General features: G+C 41.0%; 20 protein-coding genes. 10 read left to right on the plus strand and 10 right to left on the minus strand.

Annotated elements, in window-relative coordinates:
* Window positions 1-133: 133 nt before the first annotated feature.
* The 3 genes from H0Z31_10690 to H0Z31_10700 form a co-directional block, all read right to left on the minus strand.
* Window positions 134-1,138, minus strand: coding sequence for a rod shape-determining protein (locus H0Z31_10690; GenBank protein ID MBO8177908.1), 1,005 nt, complete (start codon window positions 1,136-1,138; stop codon window positions 134-136).
* A 248-nt stretch (window positions 1,139-1,386) separates the two neighbouring features.
* Window positions 1,387-3,045 carry a methyl-accepting chemotaxis protein gene (locus H0Z31_10695; protein ID MBO8177909.1) on the minus strand — a complete coding sequence of 553 codons (1,659 nt, stop codon included), beginning with the start codon at window positions 3,043-3,045 and terminating at the stop codon, window positions 1,387-1,389.
* 19 nt (window positions 3,046-3,064) lie between these two features.
* Window positions 3,065-4,039 carry a BMP family ABC transporter substrate-binding protein gene (locus H0Z31_10700; protein ID MBO8177910.1) on the minus strand — a complete coding sequence of 325 codons (975 nt, stop codon included), beginning with the start codon at window positions 4,037-4,039 and terminating at the stop codon, window positions 3,065-3,067.
* A 318-nt stretch (window positions 4,040-4,357) separates the two neighbouring features.
* Here H0Z31_10700 and hutP point away from each other — a divergent pair, with 318 nt between their 5' ends.
* The 5 genes from hutP to hutG all read left to right on the plus strand — a co-directional run bounded on the left by hutP (window position 4,358) and on the right by hutG (window position 10,334).
* Window positions 4,358-4,807 (plus strand): hut operon transcriptional regulator HutP, encoded by a 450-nt coding sequence (hutP, locus tag H0Z31_10705; protein ID MBO8177911.1) that lies wholly within the window; start codon window positions 4,358-4,360, stop codon window positions 4,805-4,807.
* Between the two features lie 117 nt (window positions 4,808-4,924).
* Complete coding sequence (gene hutH, locus H0Z31_10710; protein ID MBO8177912.1) at window positions 4,925-6,451, plus strand: histidine ammonia-lyase; 1,527 nt, start codon at window positions 4,925-4,927, stop codon at window positions 6,449-6,451.
* A 13-nt stretch (window positions 6,452-6,464) separates the two neighbouring features.
* On the plus strand, window positions 6,465-8,135 hold the full coding sequence (gene hutU / locus H0Z31_10715; protein MBO8177913.1) for a urocanate hydratase: 1,671 nt from the start codon (window positions 6,465-6,467) through the stop codon (window positions 8,133-8,135).
* Window positions 8,132-9,403, plus strand: a complete 1,272-nt coding sequence (locus H0Z31_10720) for an imidazolonepropionase (protein MBO8177914.1) — start codon at window positions 8,132-8,134, stop codon at window positions 9,401-9,403. The genes hutU and H0Z31_10720 overlap by 4 nt, the downstream gene beginning before the upstream one ends.
* Window positions 9,381-10,334 (plus strand): formimidoylglutamase, encoded by a 954-nt coding sequence (gene hutG, locus H0Z31_10725; protein MBO8177915.1) that lies wholly within the window; start codon window positions 9,381-9,383, stop codon window positions 10,332-10,334. The genes H0Z31_10720 and hutG overlap by 23 nt, the downstream gene beginning before the upstream one ends.
* A 73-nt stretch (window positions 10,335-10,407) precedes the next feature.
* On the opposite strand, the gene H0Z31_10730 is transcribed toward hutG, so the two are convergent.
* The gene (locus tag H0Z31_10730; protein MBO8177916.1) at window positions 10,408-10,746 is read right to left on the minus strand and encodes a hypothetical protein; all 339 of its coding nucleotides are present in this window, start codon (window positions 10,744-10,746) and stop codon (window positions 10,408-10,410) included.
* 196 nt (window positions 10,747-10,942) lie between these two features.
* Window positions 10,943-11,617, minus strand: coding sequence for a DUF421 domain-containing protein (locus H0Z31_10735; GenBank protein MBO8177917.1), 675 nt, complete (start codon window positions 11,615-11,617; stop codon window positions 10,943-10,945).
* Window positions 11,618-11,838: 221 nt separating this feature from the next.
* Between H0Z31_10735 and H0Z31_10740 the strand changes: the two genes are divergently transcribed.
* Together H0Z31_10740 and H0Z31_10745 are read left to right on the plus strand one after the other, a co-directional pair.
* Window positions 11,839-12,366 (plus strand): YdbC family protein, encoded by a 528-nt coding sequence (locus H0Z31_10740; GenBank protein ID MBO8177918.1) that lies wholly within the window; start codon window positions 11,839-11,841, stop codon window positions 12,364-12,366.
* Window positions 12,367-12,439: 73 nt separating this feature from the next.
* The gene (locus H0Z31_10745) at window positions 12,440-13,750 is read left to right on the plus strand and encodes a globin-coupled sensor protein (GenBank protein ID MBO8177919.1); all 1,311 of its coding nucleotides are present in this window, start codon (window positions 12,440-12,442) and stop codon (window positions 13,748-13,750) included.
* A 221-nt stretch (window positions 13,751-13,971) separates the two neighbouring features.
* Here H0Z31_10745 and H0Z31_10750 read toward each other — a convergent pair whose 3' ends face one another.
* The gene (locus tag H0Z31_10750) at window positions 13,972-15,378 is read right to left on the minus strand and encodes a hypothetical protein (protein MBO8177920.1); all 1,407 of its coding nucleotides are present in this window, start codon (window positions 15,376-15,378) and stop codon (window positions 13,972-13,974) included.
* A gap of 519 nt (window positions 15,379-15,897) precedes the next feature.
* Here H0Z31_10750 and H0Z31_10755 point away from each other — a divergent pair.
* Window positions 15,898-16,644, plus strand: coding sequence for a YkgJ family cysteine cluster protein (locus H0Z31_10755; protein ID MBO8177921.1), 747 nt, complete (start codon window positions 15,898-15,900; stop codon window positions 16,642-16,644).
* A gap of 19 nt (window positions 16,645-16,663) precedes the next feature.
* Here the strand turns inward: H0Z31_10755 and H0Z31_10760 are convergent, their stop codons facing one another.
* The 3 genes from H0Z31_10760 to H0Z31_10770 all read right to left on the minus strand — a co-directional run bounded on the left by H0Z31_10760 (window position 16,664) and on the right by H0Z31_10770 (window position 19,849).
* Window positions 16,664-17,947 (minus strand): MFS transporter, encoded by a 1,284-nt coding sequence (locus tag H0Z31_10760; GenBank protein ID MBO8177922.1) that lies wholly within the window; start codon window positions 17,945-17,947, stop codon window positions 16,664-16,666.
* A gap of 139 nt (window positions 17,948-18,086) precedes the next feature.
* Window positions 18,087-19,331, minus strand: a complete 1,245-nt coding sequence (locus tag H0Z31_10765) for an aminopeptidase (protein MBO8177923.1) — start codon at window positions 19,329-19,331, stop codon at window positions 18,087-18,089.
* 83 nt (window positions 19,332-19,414) lie between these two features.
* Window positions 19,415-19,849 carry an Rrf2 family transcriptional regulator gene (locus H0Z31_10770; GenBank protein MBO8177924.1) on the minus strand — a complete coding sequence of 145 codons (435 nt, stop codon included), beginning with the start codon at window positions 19,847-19,849 and terminating at the stop codon, window positions 19,415-19,417.
* A 178-nt stretch (window positions 19,850-20,027) separates the two neighbouring features.
* On the opposite strand from H0Z31_10770, the gene hmpA reads away from it, so the two are divergent.
* Window positions 20,028-21,248 carry an NO-inducible flavohemoprotein gene (gene hmpA, locus H0Z31_10775; protein ID MBO8177925.1) on the plus strand — a complete coding sequence of 407 codons (1,221 nt, stop codon included), beginning with the start codon at window positions 20,028-20,030 and terminating at the stop codon, window positions 21,246-21,248.
* A 42-nt stretch (window positions 21,249-21,290) separates the two neighbouring features.
* Here hmpA and H0Z31_10780 read toward each other — a convergent pair whose 3' ends face one another.
* The gene (locus H0Z31_10780; protein ID MBO8177926.1) at window positions 21,291-21,482 is read right to left on the minus strand and encodes a hypothetical protein; all 192 of its coding nucleotides are present in this window, start codon (window positions 21,480-21,482) and stop codon (window positions 21,291-21,293) included.
* 146 nt (window positions 21,483-21,628) lie between these two features.
* Here H0Z31_10780 and H0Z31_10785 point away from each other — a divergent pair, with 146 nt between their 5' ends.
* Window positions 21,629-22,003, plus strand: coding sequence for a DUF1992 domain-containing protein (locus H0Z31_10785; protein ID MBO8177927.1), 375 nt, complete (start codon window positions 21,629-21,631; stop codon window positions 22,001-22,003).
* The last annotated feature ends 37 nt before the right edge of the window (window positions 22,004-22,040 follow it).

Here is a 22,040-nt window from a genome sequence, read left to right on the forward strand (position 1 = left end):
AATTAGGTATATTCTATGTGCTTAAATCTAAGTTTTATAAGCCTAATCTGGCAATGTATTTACCAAACTAGGAATCTATGTGCCAAACCTAACAGCTTTTGAACCAAATCTAATTTCTATAAGCAATTGATTTCTACGCCAACTGCATTAGTTTTTTCATCACGTGTAATGAACGACCGGTTCCAATAGCAACCGATTCTAATGGATTTGGAGCCATGTGAACAGGAACGTCGATTTCTTGGCTAATCCATTCTTGTAAGCCGTTTAAAAGGGACCCGCCACCAGTGAGTACGACCCCGCGTTCAACGATATCGCCGCTTAGTTCCGGTGGACAATGTTCGAGTGTTTCTTTGACGATATTTAAAATGTCTTGAAGAGATTCTTTAATGGCTGTATGAATTTCTGTTGAAGTTAATGTAATCGTTTTTGGTAGACCTGTCACTAAATTTCTTCCGCGAATCTCCATTGTTTGTTCTTCGTGATCGGCGAGCGCATTTCCGATTTGTTTTTTTACTTCTTCGGCTGTTCGTTCACCAATCAGGAGATTATAGTGCTTACGTACGTATTGAATAATGTCATCGTCGAGTTTGTCGCCACCGATTCGAATCGATTGGGACGTTACGATGCCACCGAACGAAATGATCGCCACTTCAGTTGTCCCGCCCCCAATGTCTACAATCACGTTGGCCACTGGTTCGGAAACGGAAAGGTCAGCTCCAATAGCGGCTGCAACAGGCTCTTCAATTAAGATCACTTGTTTGGCCCCACAGCTTTTCACAGCATCATGAATCGCACGCCGTTCAACCGCCGTTGCCCCCGATGGCGTACAAACGACCACTCGCGGCTTTCGTACAGATATACCGATTTTTTTACTCACTTTTTTCATTAATAGTTTTAACATCTCCGTTGTCATATCAAAATCAGCAATCACTCCGTTTTTTAAGGGGCGGACCGCTTGGATGTTACTAGGAGTTTTTCCAATCATGTTTTTTGCTTCCGTGCCTACAGCAAGAACTTTTTTTGTTTCAATGTCAACGGCCACGACGGATGGCTCGTTAATTACAATGCCTTTATTCTTTGTATATACTAATATATTTGCTGTACCTAAGTCGATTCCTATATCTGTTGGTGAAAACATATGTAGCTTCAACCTCCACAATAATTCAGATACTATACCATTCATAAAGTATAAAGGAACTATGACGGTTGTTTTTCAGGAAATGAATGGTACTTGTGGAATGTTACAAAAGGGAATCGGCCGAAAGCTGATAGGAATCGGCTTTATTCATTGACCAGCTAATCGGTTGTAAAAAAAATTTAATATTTGTGAAATCATATTACAAATAAAAAAGCTGACCTCACCCGATATGGAGGTCAGCTAGTTGATTATAATTGAAAACGTTCTAGTTCTTTCTTTAATTGTTCTGTTTTTTGTTCAAGCACTTTTACTTGATCGGTCATATGTTTAAAGGCGTTCACTTGTTCTTCAGTGGTTGCCGAAATTTCTTCTGTACCGGCGGCTGTTTCTTCGGTCACAGCACTTATATTTTCAATGGCCATGTTAATGTTTTCGGTTTTGTGATTGGTTTCTGTTAACGTTTCACAAAGTTGATCTAATTGGTCGTATACTTTAGTGACGTTACGCATAATAGATTCAAACGATTGCTCAATTTGATCCATAGATTGCATTTGTTCTTGGGAGATGCCTTTTCCTTGACGTACGGCATCAACAATAGCTTGGGTACCTTGATTAATGTAGCCAAGCATCGACGTAATGGATTCAGTTGCTAATTTGGAGTCATCCGCAAGTTTTCGAACTTCTTCGGCAACGACAGCAAATCCTTTTCCGGCTTCTCCTGCACGTGCTGCTTCAATGGCTGCGTTTAAGGCAAGTAAGTTTGTTTGCTCAGCAATGGAGGTTACCGCATTGGCTGCTTCTTCAATTTTTGATGTATAGTTGGCGAATTCTTCAACGGCTCGTAGAATGTTATCCGTTGATTCGGAAACAAGATTTGTTAATTCACGTTGTTTTTGTACGTTTTCACGTCCATGCTTCACAGAAGTAAGTGCCTGGCTGCTAAAGTGGGACGACTGCTGACTTTCTTGCAAACTATGGGTCATTTCTTCGCTAATCGAGTTCATTAAGGAAGCAGTAGACTGAATGTTTTCGGAAATGTCTTGACTTCCTCGTGCTAATTCGTCAGTCGAAACAGCGATTTGGTTGCTACTTTCAAGTAAGCTCTGCATTTGATTGGATATTTCTTCAGTAAATTGCTTTACTTCTGTTCCAATGGTATCGACGGATTGTACCGTTTGTTTTAAGTTATGAACCATATGTTCGAATGCACCAGTCAGTTTTCCAATCTCCACGATTGATTTTTTATGACGATCATCCGTTAATTGCACCGTTAAATCCCCATTAGCCACTTGTTCTGCTTGTTGAACGAGCTGATGAATAGGCTTTGTGATTTGTTTTCCTAAATACCAAGAAACGAAAGTAGAACCGACAACGAGAATAATACTTCCGATAATGGATGAAGTAATAATAAATTCGATTTTTTTCTTCGTTTGATCAACGATATCACCATGCCATTGGGATGTGCGAAGCGACAGTAAATGCATATCGTTTAAAATACCGGAAATTCGTATCGATTGGCGTTTTACTTCCGGTAAATTTCCAGATGATAACGCTTCTTGAGAGGCATGGTATAAATCATCAAATTTTTGGTTCATTTTTTGTAAAATCGCGATATGTTCTTCTGTTTTTAATTGCCTTTTTAATTGAGTCAACTCCTCTTGAACAACTTGTAATTGGGCGAGCGCTTCCGTTTTGTAGCTTTCCGATGGATTAAATGCATAGTTGGCTAACGCTTGTTTAGTAATAATGAAATCCCCGTTAAGTTGCTCAACGTCCAATAAAATTTGAACATCTTCTTTAGACGAACTTTGAATTTGTACAATTTGGAACAAGATAAATCCAATCATGATCGATGCAATAAGAACGGGAATAAGGCCTAAGATTAACAATCGTTTTCGTAAGGTCAATGTTACCTACTCCTCTTGTTTATTTTTCTGATTGAACAGTAATTTCGCCTGAAACGATTTTTTGTTTCGCTTTTTCAATTTGTTGTAGTTGGTCTTCGGAAAGGTCAATCACTCGAATCGGGGCAAGTCCGACCCCATTTTCTTTTAGACCTAATTCCAAATGAGTACCGTCTACTTCTCCGTTTTCCTTTAATCTTTTCGCCACTTCGTAAACAGCTACATCAATGTTTTTTAACATCGAAGTGACAATCGCTTTTTCGGCAATAAAGAACTGGTCGGAGTCAACGCCAGCAGCATAAATTTGTTGACGTTGTGCTTCTTCTAACGCACCAATCCCAGTAAACCCGGCTGCTGGATATAAAAAGTCCGCCCCGCTTTCGATTTGTTTTTGTGCAATGGCTTGTCCAAGTTGAGCATCACCAAAATTGTTCGCATACTCGACCATCACTTCGATGTCGGGATTGATGTATTGAGCCCCTTGGATAAAGCCCAACTCAAAATGGTGGATGACTGGTACATCGGCACCCCCGATAAAGCCAAGCGTATTCGTTTTTGATTGCATCGCCGCAATCATACCAATTAAAAAGCTGGCTTCCTGCTCTTTAAAGGTAATGGACATCACGTTTTTAAGCTCGCTATATCCATCAATTAATAAAAATTGTTGTTCGGGGTGTTCTTTCGCTACCTTTTCAAGCGCTTCTTGAATCGAAAAGCCAAGTCCAATAATTAAGTCATATCCTTCTGCAACTAGTTCATTCAATGCTTGTTCGTAGTTTCCATCCGGTTGTTCTTTATAATCAAATAATATACCGAGTTCATCTCGAGCTTTTTCGAGTCCGCGAAAAGCAGAATCGTTAAAAGAGCCATCTCCAAGGCCGCTATCCGATAAAACAATTCCAATGGTGAGTTCATCTTTCTTCGTTGCTTGTTCTCCTTGTGCACATCCAGCGATAAGGATGAGCATCCCCATTAAAATAGGAAATAATTTTTTCACGAATCAAATACCTCCTTAAATATCGTTTGTAAATACCATTTTAAAAAGGAAAAATTAAACAATATGGCTTCTTGTGTAAAAAAAACGAAAATTAACTGTAAAGGATAAAAATAATATTATAGTAAAATAATGAAAATACAGGACAATTTTCTTAAAAATAATGATACTTGTCAACAGGACCTCTTTATTTTGCTAATGTGGTAGTTATCTAACTTGTAAAAGGTTGACATGTTTTTATTGACATGAAAGTTTGAAAACCTTTACAATAAAATTAAGTTATTAGTTAGTTTAGAAAATTTTAAATTGTTAGGTGAGTTTGTGTTAAAAGATAAACATCTTCGTATCGGTCGTAACGCCATTTTACTGGCGATGGCAGATGAACATGAACAGGCTGAGCTCCAATCTCTATTACACGAGCATGGATGGAAATGGTGTATAGGAAAAGTAGGTTCGATGGACTCGCAAAAAATTGTCGCTGCGATTGAAACGGCGGCAAAACGAAACGGTGTCGTTGATAGCACATTGTATCGGGAAATGCATGCGTTATACCATTCGGTCATTGAAGCCGTACAAGGGATGACGCGAGGCCAAGTCGAACTAGGGGGATTGATGCGTACCGTCGGATTGCGTTTTTCCGTCGTCCGCGGGAATCCGTACGAAAATGTGCAGGAAGGAGATTGGATTGCCGTTGCGCTTTACGGTACGATTGGCGCCCCGGTCCGCGGGTTAGAGCATGAAACAATCGGATTAGGAATCAATCACATATAAATATAGTAGAAGAAAAAGTCTAGAGTGATTAGTCAAGAGGAGGCTTTCTCTCATACCAGTTATGGTAGAGAAGAAGCCTCCTTCTTTATTACATTAAAGGGATAAGAGGTGGATGAGATGGTCGTGTTAACCGGTCATTCGTTGACGATAGAAGACGTTCGAAAAGTCGTCTTGGAAAAAGTGTTTGTTTCAGCCCATCCAGATAGTTGGCAAGAAGTAGAGAAAAGCCGAAAAGCGGTTGAACAAGTGGTAAAAGAAAAAAGAGTCGTCTACGGAATCAATACGGGATTTGGGAAGTTTAGCGATGTGTTAATTGATGAAAAAGACGTCAAAGAGCTGCAATACAATTTAATTCAGTCGCATGCGTGCGGGGTAGGCGATCCGTTTCCAGAAGAAGTGTCACGAGCGATGGTGTTGCTTCGAGCGAATGCGTTGCTAAAAGGCTTCTCCGGCGTAAGGCCTGTCGTCATTGAACGGCTTCTTCAATTATTGAACGCCGAAATTCATCCGGTCGTACCTCAACAAGGGTCGTTAGGAGCAAGCGGCGATTTAGCCCCTCTTTCCCATTTAGCCCTCGTCTTAATGGGAGAAGGTGAGGTCTTTTACAAGGGAGCTCGTGTCAAAGCCATAGAGGCTCTTTCGAAGGAAGGGATTGCTCCTATTACTTTAGAGGCAAAAGAAGGGTTAGCCCTCATCAATGGAACACAAGCGATGACGGCCGTCGGTGTTGTGGCGTATTTAGAAGCAGAGACGATGGCGTATGAAAGTGAAATGATAGCTGCCCTAACGATGGAAGGACTTCGTGGAATTGTCGATGCGTTTGATGAAGACGTACATGTTGTACGTGGGTATCCACAGCAAGTCGAGGTTGCCCGTCGAATAAGAATCTATTTACACGATAGTAAATTGACTACTCGCCAAGGGGAGCTGCGTGTCCAAGATGCGTACTCGCTACGCTGTATTCCACAAGTGCACGGAGCGTCCTGGCAAGCGCTCGATTATGTAAAAGAAAAACTGGAAATCGAAATAAATGCCGCAACGGACAATCCGCTTATTTTTCCGGACAAAAGAAAAGTCATCTCAGGGGGCAACTTTCATGGACAGCCGATTGCGTTAGCGATGGATTTTATGAAAATCGCCTTATCCGAACTCGCGAATATCTCTGAGCGGCGCATTGAGCGTCTAGTCAATCCACAGTTAAACGATCTGCCCCCATTTTTAAGTCCGGAGCCGGGCTTACAATCAGGGGCGATGATTATGCAATATTGTGCGGCGTCGCTCGTATCTGAAAATAAAACGCTCGCTCATCCGGCTAGTGTCGACTCCATTCCTTCTTCTGCGAATCAAGAAGACCATGTGAGCATGGGGACGATTGCGGCACGTCACGCGTATATGATTTTGCAAAATGTCCGTCGCGTGTTAGCCATTGAGCTCATTTGTGCGATGGAGGCGGTCGCGTATCGGGGAGTCGAAGGGATGGCATCCAATACGAGAGCTTTTTACGAGGAAGCGAGAAAAATCGTTCCGCGCATCGTGAAAGACCGCAAATTTTCGGATGACATTGAAGCAATGAATACGTGGTTAAAACAGTTTGATTGGTTCACTTTTTTCCAGAAAAAACTTCGAACAAACAAAATCAAGTAAGGAGGAAATAGGAATGGAACAAATGAAACGTGTAATTCGCGCAAAAAAAGGGTTGGAACTAGAGTGTAAAGGCTGGGAACAAGAGGCGGCTCTTCGCATGTTGTACAACAACTTAGACCCAGAAGTCGCGGAAAAACCGGAAGACTTAATTGTGTACGGTGGAATCGGTAAAGCGGCGCGAAATTGGGAAGCGTTTGATGCGATTGTCGATACGTTACGTAAGTTAGAAAACGATGAAACGATGCTCATTCAGTCCGGGAAGCCCGTCGGAGTATTTAAAACGCATCCACACGCTCCACGCGTGTTATTATCGAATTCCGTGCTCGTTCCGAAATGGGCGACATGGGAGCATTTCCATGAACTCGACAAAAAAGGTCTTATCATGTACGGCCAAATGACCGCTGGTAGCTGGATTTACATCGGTACACAAGGCATTTTACAAGGAACGTACGAAACGTTTGCAGCTGTGGCAAAAAAGCATTTTAATGGCACGCTCAAAGGAACGATTACACTGACTGCCGGACTCGGTGGAATGGGTGGAGCTCAGCCGCTCGCGGTAACGATGAATGATGGCGTTGTCATTGCGGTTGATGTTGATCCAGACCGGATTCAAAAACGCCTTGATACGAAATATTTAGACTGTATGACGACTTCATTAGAAGAAGCGTTAATGATGGCGCAAGAAGCAAAACAACAAGGAAAAGCGCTATCCATTGGGTTAGTTGGAAATGCAGCGACAGTTCACCATGAAATTTTACAAAAAGGGTTTCCGATTGACATCGTTACAGACCAAACGTCTGCCCATGATTCGTTAAATGGATATGTACCAGAAGGAATGACGTTAGAAGAAGCGGCGGCGTTACGAAAAGAACGTCCAGAAGAATATATCGCCCGTTCGAAAGCGTCTATGGCCAAACATGTTGAAGCGATGCTTGCCTTCCAAAAAAATGGGGCAATTGTGTTTGACTACGGAAACAACATCCGACAAGTCGCCAAAGACGAAGGGGTAGAAGATGCCTTTGCGTTCGCAGGCTTCGTTCCTGCGTACATTCGTCCATTGTTTTGCGAAGGAAAAGGACCGTTTCGTTGGGTAGCCTTATCAGGAGATCCAGAAGACATCTATCGGACCGACGCTCTAATTAAAGAACTGTTCCCAGAAAACGAAGCGCTCATCCGCTGGATTGATATGGCGCAAAAGAAAGTCGCGTTCCAAGGACTACCAGCTCGTATTTGCTGGTTAGGCTACGGCGAACGGGTGAAAATGGGGCTTGCGATAAATGAACTTGTGAAAAAAGGCGAATTAAAAGCACCGATTGTTATTGGTCGTGACCATTTAGATTGTGGATCGGTAGCCTCACCGAACCGAGAAACAGAAGGGATGAAAGATGGCAGTGATGCCGTAGGTGATTGGGCGATATTAAATGCACTCATTAATACAGCAGCTGGCGGTTCATGGATTTCAGTGCATCACGGCGGCGGCGTTGGGATGGGTTATTCGTTACATGCTGGTATGGTGGTTGTTGCAGATGGAACAGACCTGGCTCGCGAGCGTCTCGAACGCGTATTAACCACCGACCCTGGCATGGGGGTTATTCGTCACGTCGATGCTGGTTACGAAAAAGCGAAGCAAGTGGCGAAAGAAAAAGGCATCTACATTCCGATGGACAAAGGAGGAACAGCATGAAACTCGATCTTGTCATTCGTAACATTGGGCAGCTACTCACCATGGCAGCAGGCGGACCCGTTAAAGGAAAAGACATGAACCAGTTGTCGGTCGAAACTGATATGGCAATTGGGGTAAAAGACGGAAATGTCGTGTGGATCGGAAAAGATACGGAAGTGAACGATCTACAGTACGATCGATTCATTAATGCGAATGGAAAGCTTGTCACACCGGGACTGGTCGATCCGCATACACACCTTGTGTTCGGAGGTTCACGTGAACACGAAATGGCGTTAAAACAACAAGGGGTTCCTTATTTAGACATTTTAAAGCAAGGAGGCGGTATTTTATCGACCGTTCGAGCGACACGACAGGCAACCGAAGAGGAATTGTTCGAAAAAGGGATGTTTCACTTACAACGGATGATGTCATATGGCATCACGACGGTAGAAGCTAAAAGTGGGTACGGTCTGAATGAAAAGACTGAACTAAAACAGTTACGAGTAGCCCGTCGCTTAAACGAACATCATCCAGTCGACGTCGTGTCCACCTTTTTAGGAGCGCACGCCATCCCAACAGAATATAAAGAGGACCCGGATGCGTTTTTAGAAGCGATGCTCGCTATGCTTCCGGACATCAAAAAACAAGGTTTAGCCGAGTTTGTCGATATTTTTTGCGAAACCGGCGTATTCTCCGTGGATCAATCTCGCGCCTTTTTACAAAAAGCAAAAGAATACGGCTTTGACGTGAAAATTCATGCCGATGAAATTGATCCGCTCGGTGGGACCGAACTAGCGGTAGAACTTGGGGCGATTAGTGGAGACCACCTTGTTGGGGCATCCCATCAAGGGATCCACGCATTAGCGTCCTCTCATACGATTGCCGTTTTATTACCAGGTACGTCTTTTTACTTAGGAAAGGAAAGCTATGCGAAAGCCCGGAAAATGATCGAAGCTGGAGTCGCTGTGGCCTTGTCGACCGATTTTAATCCGGGAAGCTCACCGACGGAAAACTTGCAATTCATTATGTCGCTGGCAGCCTTGAAGCTGAAGATGACGCCGGAAGAAATTTGGCATGCGGTAACGGTCAACGCAGCGTACGCCATTAACCGGGGGAAAGTCGCGGGGCAAATTCGCATCGGTCGACCTGCTGATATCGTCGTATGGGATGCGCCGAACTATCAATATGTGCCTTACCATTATGGTGTCAATCATGTGAATACGGTTATTAAGACCGGAAACGTCGTGTACGAAAGGGGCGAAGGGTATGTCTCATCGCCTGTATCTTAAACGAGCAGGAACAGCCATTTTCCAAGACCGGTTTGTGAGAAAAGGAAAAGAGCTGTTTCAAGGAGAAGCGAGTGAAGCAGTGGTCGCACTGGTCGGGGCCCCGCTATCTAAGTCATCTATCAGCCATTCCGGGGCCGCATTTGCTCCAAATACGATTCGGCAAGCGTTGCAAGCCTTTAGTACGTATGCGGTGGACGATGACATTGACCTGTGGGACGAACGGGGGTGGGATGCTGGAGATGTAGAAATGCATCCGACTGACATCGTCACCTCCCAGCAACGAATTTATGATACATTAGTAGATTTATATAAAAGTCATCCTGAAACGAATTGGATTGTACTGGGTGGAGACCATTCGATTAGCTATCCATCGATTCATGCGTTCCAGCAAGCATACGGAACAATTGGGGTTATTCAATTTGACGCCCATCACGATTTACGCAACCTACAAGACGGCGGCCCGACGAACGGAACCCCGTTTCGAAGTTTACTAGAAAAGGGAGCACTGCAAGGAAAGCACCTCATTCAAATTGGTATCCGGAATTTTATGAACGGAAAAAGTTACACCGAATTCGGTCAGCAACAAGGGGTCACCATCTATACGATGAAAGACGTTCGCGAACAAGGCGTGAAGGAACTCGTTTCCACCAGTGTAGAACAATTAGCTACTACTTGTGACCGTATTTACGTATCCGTCGATATGGATGTCCTAGATCAAGCGTTTGCCCCTGGATGCCCGGCCATTGGCCCAGGCGGTATGGACTCCGAATCGTTAATTGAGGCGATCGAACTGGTCGCTCAACACGAAAAAGTAAAAGGGATGGACATCGTTGAAATTGACCCGACCGTTGATGTCCGCGACATGACGAGCCGAATGGCTGCTTACTTAATTTTGACGTTTTGGAAGGGGAAGAAAAAAATTCGTACGTAATGTAGAAAAGACAGGAACTTTTACAAATATTAAATCTCTAAAAAGAGCCTGCATCAAATTTTTTGCAGGCTCTTTATTTAATTGTAACAATTTCGACAGGCCCATGATCATCACAATGACCATTGTGAACATGATGTAATCTTCCAGTAACTAAATAATCCATATGATTGCCGTGAGGGACCATTTCATGCCCACAATCATCATCGTGGTTACAACCACAAGCAATAGGTCGACATTCATCAGGATTGGTTTCGCTAACTGGAATCTTACATTCATCCCAGTGACTTTCATGTTCGTGGTGAAGATGACCATTATGCACATAATCAATATGATCATCGTGTCGAATTTTTGTATGTCCACACGCAATACTGTGACGATGTTTATGTTCACCTGTATGGCTAGAGTGTTCCATTATTCATTCACCTCTTAATATATTTTCTCTTAAAGTATCCCCAAATAATAATCCTTTAATCTTGGGATTCCACCAACATTTGACTTAAAAAAAATCATATTTCGTGGCATCATCAAAGTAAGAGTAAAGAACGTTGGTAGAAGGAGGATATGCGTAAACATTCCTTATTAATTGGTACTAATTGGTAACTCTATTTTTAATAAGTTTGTACAAATAAACCATCATCTTCTTGCCATTCGGCTAAAAAAACATCTTTATAATCAGAAATACCTTGAGATTTGAGTTGTGTTTTTAACCAAGACTCATTAAAACCTAAATCATTTAGTTCATCCCATAAAACTTTACCGTCGCGTATTAAAGTGACTGGAACATAAACAGGTTTTATGGACATATTAAAATCTCCCTGAGTTGTTTTTTGATATTTTGATTTTTTTAAAATGCTAATCGAGCCGTTAGCTTCTAAATAACAAAAGGCCACTTCTCGAATAGAAAAGGTTTCGCTTTGCCGAAGTAAGCTTTGCAGCTGATTGATATTCATTCGATTCTTTTTCAATTCTTCATAATCAACTTTTCCATTTTTAATAAGAGCAGACGGTTTTCCTTCAAATATGCCGCGAAACGCTAGAAATTTCTGTCCAAGATATTCGACGATAAAAAGTAAACCGCCCCATAATATCATAGAGTAAATAATATAAAAGGCACCGATTTGATGGTCGTATACTGCGTTTCCTAGTAATTCTCCCAGTACTATAGAGGCAATAAAAGTGAAGGGTGTAATTTGATTAATGATTTTCTTTCCAACCAACTTGACGATGATAAAAAGAAGGAAAAACCCGATCATAAGTTCAATGGTTAGATACATGACTTTCATATGATGAATACTCCAATCTAATCATACATAATGATGACTTATTTTCATTTATTTCCTATTACCCGTATCCATTTTTTAGGCTAACATCAATTTGAGCCCTTTATGCACCGTTTCAAATTTTTGCACATGATTTATGCTTCTAAAAACTTGCTTTTTGCACTTCAAAAGTCATTTTAGTACCGACATAATCATTTAAAAGACATTAGGAGAGAAGGAAACCGATGCTAATCAAATGGATTCAATGTCAAGTGAAAGAGAACAGTCGCGATGCATTTTCAAAGGGACAACAAGAATGGAAACCACTTACAAACGTTGAAGGGTTTATTGCACAATTCGGTGGCTGGAACATCACCAATCCGAACGAAGCGTGTATTTTAGCGTTATGGAAAAATGAAGAAACGTATAAATCATTCATGAAGAATCACCACGACTCAATATATGAACAAACAAAACAACAAGGAACGTATGACCACATTAAGGTGCAGTTATTCCAAAGTAAACATGTGATCAACGAACACATTCCAACGAACACTCCTTTTTTATTCGTTACTGAAATGGTCGTACAAAACGACCTATCGTCATTACCAGATTGGTACATTGTGGGGTATCAAAAACAACAGGTGGCTCGTTACCTAATAGTAGAATTGGAAGACAGAAAGAAGCTTACTCATTTAAAAGAAGTTTTATCGTTCGAAACAAAACAAATACGACTTGAACCTACATGGTATCTTATGGATAAAAAGCAATAATATGGTCCTATTTGAATAAAATTACTAATTTACTATAATAGTGGGGTGACTTTCATAAAGGAGTGTTTAAGTGATGGCAAAAAAATTATTACAACGCTTTCTTCAGCGAGAGCAAATAGAACAATCTTCGACTCAACAGCATAATGAGGCCCCAATTGTAAAAGTTCCTCGAAAAGAATTGCAAAAACAAATTGAAATGATTCAACTAACTGAAAAAGATTTAGAGATGGCTAAAAAATTAGCTCCATGGATTCATCAATCAATTGATACCATTACGACAAAGTTTTATGAGGCCATTGGAAAAGAACCATCACTCATGGAACTAATAAATAAACATAGTAGTGTGGAAGCACTAAAAAAAACATTAAAAATACATATTCAACAAATGTTTTCTAAGAACATTGACGAAGAATACATTCAAAGAAGACTGGCTATTGCCCATAAGCATGTAGAAATTGGATTACATACGAAATGGTATATTGCTTCGTTCCATACATTGAACGAAACGTTATTGCAAATAGCACAAGAGCATGCAGAAAGTACAAACGAATTTGTCCAAATGGCAAAGACTATTAATAAATTAATTAACTTCGAACAACAGCTGGTGCTAGAAGCGTTCGAAGACCAGATTGAGGCTATTCGTGTGAAAGAAATGGAAGAAAAGCGAAAAGTTCAGGAACAAGTAAAGGCGGCAGTGGAGGAATTAACAGCTCTTTCTCAAGAGACAGCTGCATCTATTTCACATTTAAACGATTTTTCTAGTAAAGTATTAAATTATGCCAAAGAGGGAACTCACATCTCTTTAACAACGAGTGAACAGTCTAAGCTTGGAAAAGAAAAATTACTCGAGCAAAATAAAAATATGTCCGACATGTTGACATACATGAAAGAAATCACCGAATACATGAATGAGTTAAATGAAACATCCAAACAAATTCGAGACGTGGTAGGGATTGTTGAAGAAATTGCCAACCGAACGAATCTTTTATCGTTAAACTCATCTATTGAAGCAGCACGTGCGGGCGAACAGGGACGTGGATTTGCGGTTGTGGCAGGTGAAGTACGGAAACTTTCTGAAGAAACAAAGCATTCTGTTTCCAATGTCAACGACCTCATCGGAAGTACAAATTCCCAAATTGAAAGCGTATCTACATCTGTTACCGAAATTGCGCAAATGGTCCAAAACGTATCAGAAAAAACAAAAGAACTAGAACATAGTTTTGAGGAAATTTTTACGTCCATGCAATCCCAACAAAAACAAATGGCACTCATTGAAGAGCAACTCAATTTATTTAAAGAGAGAATGGACGAAATTGATACGGTTTCTAATCATATTTCTAAATTAACAGACCATCTCAACCAAATTGCCCAACAACTAAATTAATATTCAGTAACCTATATGTAATGGATGAAGTTTTTAATTCACGCTCTTGTTTCTGTAGCATTTTCCTTTGAAATCCACTAGTTACTAAAAAACGAATTGTTTTTTCGTTATAATGTGTTTGTTTCGCTTGGGATAATTGGTTCATTATTTGAACCGCCGTATACCGAACGGTACGTACGGTGGTGTGAGAGGACGAGGGCTAGTCGCCCTCTCCTACTCGATTAAATGAGAAACATCGCTGCAATCGTTGTCACTATTAATCCAATCGTTACAGGAAGAAGATTGCGGCGCGCTAGCTCAAACGGATCGACACCGCAAATCGCTGCTGCTGGAATAAGAGCCCAAGGAACAAGTGTCCCGCCGCCGACCCAAATAGCTGCAATCTGTCCTAATGCTGTTAACGTCGCTGTACCTGTTCCAATGGCTGTTGCGAACAGTTTGGCGATGGAACCGGCTAAAGAAATCCCTGAAAATCCAGACCCGTCTAAACCAGTAATTGCCCCAACTCCTGCTAAAGTAACTGCCCCGATTTCTTTGTTTAATGGAACAACGTGAGCAAGCGCTACTCCTAAATCATTGACCATCCCTTGTGATGTTTTAGGCAAATACTCTCCGATAATTTTTATAAAACCTGTGTCCCCTAAGTAGAAAAAGGCGGCGATTGGAATAACGGGGCCAAACACTTTGAATCCAAATTGGAAACCTTCAATTAAATAGTTAGTCGTTTCTTCGAGACCTTTATTTTTATGAGCCAAAAGAGAAATCATAATTAGAATAAAAATGGAGGTCCCACCGATTAATGCGGTCGCATCTCCGCCTTGCAAATTTAAATAAGACATCGCAACAACATCAAGAATAAATAACAATGGAATGATGAAAGCAAGCCATTTTTTGGCTGTTTCAGATAATAGATGAGACGGGATGTTTGAGCTATTTACGGATCTGTTGGAAATTGTCAGCTTGTTCATTTCCATTGATATCTTTCCTCGCTTCATATCCCTCCGTAAAAGGATAAAGGCTACAGTAACTGTAACAATTCCCATGATAAAAACGAGAGGAACGCTGGCGGAAACAACTTGGGAAACAGGGAGACCTGCTGCATCTGCCGTTAATTTTGGAGCAGCTTGAATAACGAAATCGCCCGATAATGCGATACCGTGACCAAATAAATTCATTGCCATTGCTATGCCTATTGCTGGTAGGCCAACACGAAGTGCAACAGGCAATAATACGGCGCCCATTAGCGCCACGGCTGGTGAAGGCCAGAAAAACCAAGAAATAACCATCATAAGTACTCCAATCGTCCAGTACGCTAATGTTGGTGTACGAATGAGTTTGGCAAAGGGTGAAATCATGACATCGTTAATTCCTGTAACAGTTAATGTTTTGCTCATTGCAACGATGATGGAAATAACAAGGATAGTTGGCAGTAGTTCGGTAATAGCGAAAATAAAACTATTAAATACTCCACTAATCGAGGCGCTTACTGAATGTGTAGCTGTAAACGCTAACAAAAAAATCCCAGCAATACAAATTAGCGATGTATCTCTACGCATAATCATAAAGCCGATAATTAGCAAGATAAAGGCTACGTAGAGCCAATGCAATGCTGTTAGTTCAATACCCATACATTTTTCCTCCCCAATCTATATCAACAATCGGAAAAACATGATGATTACCTAACTGATGTAATACAGAATATGAAGGGAAAAATAAGTTGTGAAAGTATATGTCAAGCTTTTTTAGCAGACTTGTGGAGAGGTGTAGAAGAAAGATTGATTTCCTCAGTAATGATTGCAAAAAGAAAAATGCTGTTCTTTTTAGGACGGCATTTGACAATTCATCTTCATATTATTGAGGAATGATATAAGTTGTAACATAGGAAGGGCGAGGGAAAATCGTTTCTTTTGTTCAATTCCTTCTTGTGTAACTCGTTTTTGATCGCTTATTCGTAAGCCTTTGACTTCTACCGATCTATGAACCTCTTTCACCTACACTTCGCTTAGAGGTGGGAGACTTCTCGGTGAACTTGTTAATTCATAATTAATCAACCATAGTATTGGATGAAGTTTCTAATTCAAGCTCGTGTTTCCCATAGCATTTTCCCTTGAAATCCACTAGTATTAATAATGGAAAGAGGGATTATGATGAGCAAATTTAAATCGTTTGAAGAAATGAAACAAATATGTGAAGAGATCAATGCTTCGCACATTCCGGATGGTTCACGATTTGACGAAGCCATTGACGATATATTGTCCGATGAGGAGTCAACAGCGGATGAAGTGGTAGCTAATGCATACCGTCATTTGCTTCAAACCGTCGATGCAGAAATCGAAACAATTGAAGGAAAAATGAAGTTGTCGCCTACGTGCCGAAAAGGGTGCGCGCATTGCTGTTACTTCCCGATTATCGTCACTCGTCTTGAGGCGAAACTCATTTGGGAGACGATGAAACAAACGATGGGAGAAGAAGCGGCGCGTCAAAAAATAACAACTTATGTAGAAAACTATAAAGATAAACTTTCGGAAATTACGTCACTCGATTTTCGAACGGACGCTGATTTTAAGTATAAATACATTTCTGCTCAAATCCCGTGTCCGTTGTTAGATACGGAAACGAATACATGTGTGGCGTATGACGTGCGTCCCATTCCGTGTCGGACGTACTTAAATTATGCCAATCCACAAGTGTGTGCAGATGATCTTGTTCCGAAAGAGCCGTTTAGTTATGAATTTTTATATCGCTACTACATGGACGGCTTACACGAGGTCATTGAAGCACTGTTATACGGCGGAGAAGAAGTGTCGTTCAATTATCCATTTGATTTAATGGAATACGATTATTTACCGAACTTTTTACAAGAAGAACTAAAAAATGAACAGCCCGAACCGTAAGCGAACGGTCGGGCTGTTTTCATAAATTGATATTGGATGGAACTGGTTGACTTTGTCTCTTTTCAAATCGTTGGAACATGACGTAATATAAAACCGCGCTCAGAACGGACAATAACGCTAACAATAGAAACGTTCCCTCATATCCAAGCCAAAGCGAAACCGGAATAGAAAGGGGAGCAATGGTCCGCCCGAACGTAAACCGCAAGCTCGCAGCGGCAAAATATTGACCGCGCATATGCTCCGGTGCCAATTTGGAAATAAAGTTTTGTTGAATCCCAGCTGTCATTAACTCACCGAACGTAAAGAGAGCCATCGCAAAAATGAATCCCCACATGGTCGATAACTGGCCAAACAACCAGATCGCTACTGCATAGACAAGAGCCGAGGAAATAAATACGTTTTTCTCTTTATATTTAGACATCCATTTCGTCATCACAACCGTAAACAACGCGACTAACAAGCCGTTTTCAGATAAAAGGAACCCAAAAACTTGTTCTTTCATTAGCGTGAAGCTCCAGCCGTTTATGGAAAATAACGTTGCTTGCTCTAATGTGTCTTTAGTATAAACCGGAATTAATAAGTCCAATTGCATAAACGTTTGCGCGACGAGTACGCCAGCGAGAATAAACAGTAAAAATGTTTTGTCGGTAAAAATGACCCGATAATCGGAAAACTGTCGAGTCAAAACTCCTACCCATGTTTGTCGTTCCTCTTTGTCCATCGTGCGTTTTGGAGCGGTTTCCCGCGTCCATTTGTACAGTAAAAAGGAAAGAACGAAACTCATTGCCATGGCAAATAAAAGAAGCTCAAAGCGGTAATGGACGTAAAAAATGCCACCTAAAATCGGCCCGAAGACAACAGCGATATTGATGGACGTATAAAATACCGCAAACACTTCGCTACGATGCTTTTCATCTACGACATCGGCGACCATCGCTTGGCTCGCTGGCCAGTAAAACGACCCGAACACCCCTAATAAAGCAAAACAGAGATACGATAGGAGCGCCGACTCGAGCCAAGTCGAGTTGACCATAGCAAAAATGAAAAAGACAATACCATTCGCAAAAGAGGATAAAACCATCATCCGCTTTCGGCCAAATCGGTCCGCAAAATGACCGCCCATTAAGTTAGCAAACACGCCAAGAAGCTGAGACATAATAAGTAAAAGTCCAGCGGTTGTTTTTCCAAACGCTTCGGTAAAATAAATCGTTAAAAAGGGAAAGAACATCCAAAACGTGACGTTCATCATAAATTCCCCAAACAATCGCACCTTTAAGTTTCGATCCCAATTTCGTATGTTCATGTTTGTCATCCCCGTTTCCACTTTGTTGACCTTCTCATCTTACTTGGTTTTTAACATCTCTCACAAGCGCAAAAAGATGGTCAATTCCTCCTACTTTTGGCTGAAAAAAGGAGCAGGCGATACCTGCTCGCAATGTCCGTTATTTTGCTATATCAAACGCCCATTCGCCGTTACGGAATATTGGCTCTGTAGTTCCGTCAGCTAAAATGCCATCGATGTCCATTTCAGCCGAACCAATCATAAAGTCCACATGCGTAATACTTGAATTTAAGCCAGCATGTTCAAGCTCTTCTTTGGACATTTCTTTTCCGCCTTCGATGCAAAAGGCGTACGCATTTCCGATCGCTAAATGGTTGGACGCATTTTCGTCAAATAGCGTGTTATAGAATAAGACGTTCGTTTGCGAAATGGGTGAAGAATGTGGAACGAGAGCAATTTCACCTAAATAGTGTGAGCCTTCGTCCGTTTCCACTAACCGTTTTAAAATATCTTCACCTTGCTCCGCCTTTACATCAACGATTCGACCGTTTTCAAACGTGAGCGTGAAATTATCAATAATGTTTCCACCGTAGCTTAATGGTTTGGTGCTTGATACGTATCCGTTTACACCCGTTTTTAATGGGACGGTAAAGACTTCTTCTGTCGGCATGTTGGCCATAAACTCAACCCCGTCTTTGTTCACGCTACCTGCCCCAACCCAAATGTGAGTTTCTGGCAATTCAATCGTTAAATCGGTACCAGGGGCTTTATAATGAAGTTTTTTGTATCGCTTGTTGTTTAAATAATCCACGATTTGGTGAAGTTTTTGATCGTGTTCTTTCCATGCTACTACCGGATTGTCTTGGTCGATGCGTGTTGCTTTGAAGATGGCATCCCATAATTTTTCGACTGGATCTTCGCTGCGGACGTCTGGGAATACTTTTTCCGCCCACTCTTTAGAAGCAGCTGCGATGACCGTCCAGCTTACTTTGTCGCTTTGAATGTATTGACGATATTTTGCCAGCGCTTGACCAGCCGCTTTTTGAGCATTTGCGATACGTTCCGGATTGACGCCTTTTAATAAATCAGGGCTTGAGGAAAGAACGGACATGAACGCAGCTCCTTGTTCCGCGAGCTCTTCCATTTCTTTTGCACGCCATTTTGGAAATTCATGAAACGCTTCATCTGGAGCCAGTTCGTATTTCGTACGTGTAACTATGTCATCGTTCCAGTTCACAATGACGTTTTTTGCTCCAGCTTGGTATGCATAGTTGACAATGAGACGGACAAACTCAGCTGCATCAATGGATGCATTAATAACAAGTGTTTGGCCTTTTTGAATATTCACGCCTACTTTGACAGCTAGTTCCGCATATTTATGTAGCTTTTCCTGGAAATTCGACATAATCGTCGCTCCTTTTTCAAAATTTTCTTTCCTTATTTTATCATAAGTTCCTTCGAGAGTCGAAAAAATTGTAGGGCTTAATGTTACTTCTCAAACAATTCCCGGTACGCATCGGGATTTCGAATAAAGTCTGCAAGGGTATATTCTTTCAAAACAGAAATATAAGCGTCAAGTGCCTTATTTAATGCATGTTTTAATGAACAAACCGGTGAGATGACACAACTATTTTTTTCTGGATGAAAGCATTCGACGAGGTGAAAATCTTCTTCTGTTTGTAAAATGACTTCACCAATATTAATGTCTTCTGGACGTTTGTTCAGTCGAATCCCTCCATTTCGACCTCGAATCGTTTCAATATATCCTAACCGTCCTAAATCGTAGATGACTTTCATCAGATGGTTTTTTGAAATTCCGTATACGTCTGCGATTTCTTTAATATTGGATAATTCTTCATTCGGTTTTGTTGCTAAATAAATAAGAACGCGCAAGGAGTAATCGGTATAGTTGGTTAGTCTCATTTGTTTCATCTCCTTCACTACAACGTCCATGTCACGTTGGTTTCATTATACAATGTGGCCAATTTCCCTGTCGAAAATGTGACAGTTTTATAAAAGATGCATTTGAAATATTGCTTTTAAAATGATTAAGCGATACCCTAAAGATGTATTTTAAATACTTCTTTTAGGAGGGACCATTATGTTATCCCAAAAAACGATTGAAATTGTCAAATCTACCGTGCCAATTTTAGCTGCTCGCGGAACAGAAATTACGTCTTGTTTTTATCGAATGATGCTAAATAACCATCCGGAACTGTTAAATATTTTTAATCATGCCAATCAACAAAAAGGTCGTCAGCAAACGGCATTAGCCAATACAGTCTACGCGGCTGCGGAACATATCGACCAACTCCATGTATTGCTTCCTGTGGTCAAACAAATAGCGCACAAGCATCGCAGTTTAGGTGTAAAACCAGAACATTATCCAATTGTCGGAAAACATTTGTTGCTTGCGATAAAAGAAGTGCTTGGTGACGAGGCAACAGACGAAGTATTACAAGCATGGGAAGAAGCTTATGGAGTGATTGCTAAAGTATTTATTGATATAGAACAAGAGATGTATAAAGAGGCGGCAGAACAAGAAGGAGGTTGGAAGGACTTTAAAGAATTCGTCCTTGTACGAAAAGAAGAAGAAAGTAGTGTGATTACCTCTTTTTACTTAAAACCAAAAGACGGAGCGCCATTACCAATGTTTCAACCAGGTCAGTACATTACGGTTCGCCTGCAAATACCTGGAGAAGAATATACACTGAATCGTCAATATAGTTTATCATCCGCGCCAGGAAATAATACGTTCCGTATTTCTGTAAAACGGGAAGCGGACCGAAAACCCCACGGAAAAGTGTCTAATTACTTACACGATCACTTCCATGTTGGGGATACGATCGAAGTAAGTGTGCCTGCTGGTGATTTTGTTCTCGAGGAAACAGAAAAAAATGATGTGGCATTCATTAGTGGTGGAGTAGGAGTAACACCAATGATGAGCATGTTAGAGCACCTAGTTAAAATAAAATCCAATCGTCGTGTGTCTTTTATTCATGCAGCGAAAAATGAAGATGTTCACGCGTTTAAAGAGGATGTCAAACAATTGATTGGTCAGTTAGAACATGCTCGTCAATTCACTATTTATGAGCAACCAATTAATGAAAATAGCGAATACGATTTAAAAGGCTTTATTACGAAAGATTTCCTTCAATCAATCGTTCATAAAGATACGATTTGCTATGTGTGCGGTCCGGTTCCGTTTATGCAGACAATCATTCATCACTTACAGGAACTTGGACTTCCAGAAACCCACATTCGTTATGAATTTTTTGGACCTTCAATGGCCATGGATCAATTAGAGATCGTGAATTCTTAAAAAATGAAAAGGGGTGTCCCTAAATTGGGCACCCTTTTGTTGCTATCTCACCATATCCTCGTTATCATAATCTGGTTCTGGTGTCATTCCGACTCGGTTTTTAAACGCTTCTTGCGTCACAATGTATTCTTCGTCTTCTATTCGTTCTTTCGTATGTTTTTCGGCCATACTGTTATGAGGTGATTGTGGTTCATGCCCTTTTTTCTTATGGTGAAACGCTTTTCCTCTTCCCATTTGAGATTCCCTCCTTCATACGTTTATCCATAGTATGTTCTTCTATTGTTGAATTCCTGATGGTAAAAATTGTAACAAAATGGATCGTATTTGTCGTGCAGAGCCGATACGATTTTACTTACAATAGAAGAAAGGAGGGATTCGTGTTGGATTGGATACGGTTGTCGGAAGAGCGTATAAAAAAAGCGTATGAAGAGGGTGAGTTTCAAAACTTACCGGGGTTTGGAAGGCCTTTAAAACTGGATGATGAATACGTACCGGAAGAATTACGGATGGCGTATCGTCTGTTGAAAAACGCAAATTATTTACCAGAGGAAGCAAATTGGAAAAAAGAACTCTTAACGTTTGAAGATTTGTTGAAGTCGTGTAAAGACGAAGAGGAACGAAAACAACTGGAGCAACAACTAAACGAAAAGCGTGTTCGTTATAATCAATGGCTGGCCAAAAAGCGGGTGCAAACAAACTCTTCCATTTTTAAAAATTACGAGCAAAAAATTGAAAAACGGTTAACTTCTGATTAAGTTGTCTTTTCAAAGGCAGCTTTTTTCTTTTGGTTTC

The sequence above is a fragment of the Bacillus sp. (in: firmicutes) genome (assembly GCA_017656295.1).
In the GTDB taxonomy this organism is placed as follows: domain Bacteria; phylum Bacillota; class Bacilli; order Bacillales; family JACDOC01; genus JACDOC01.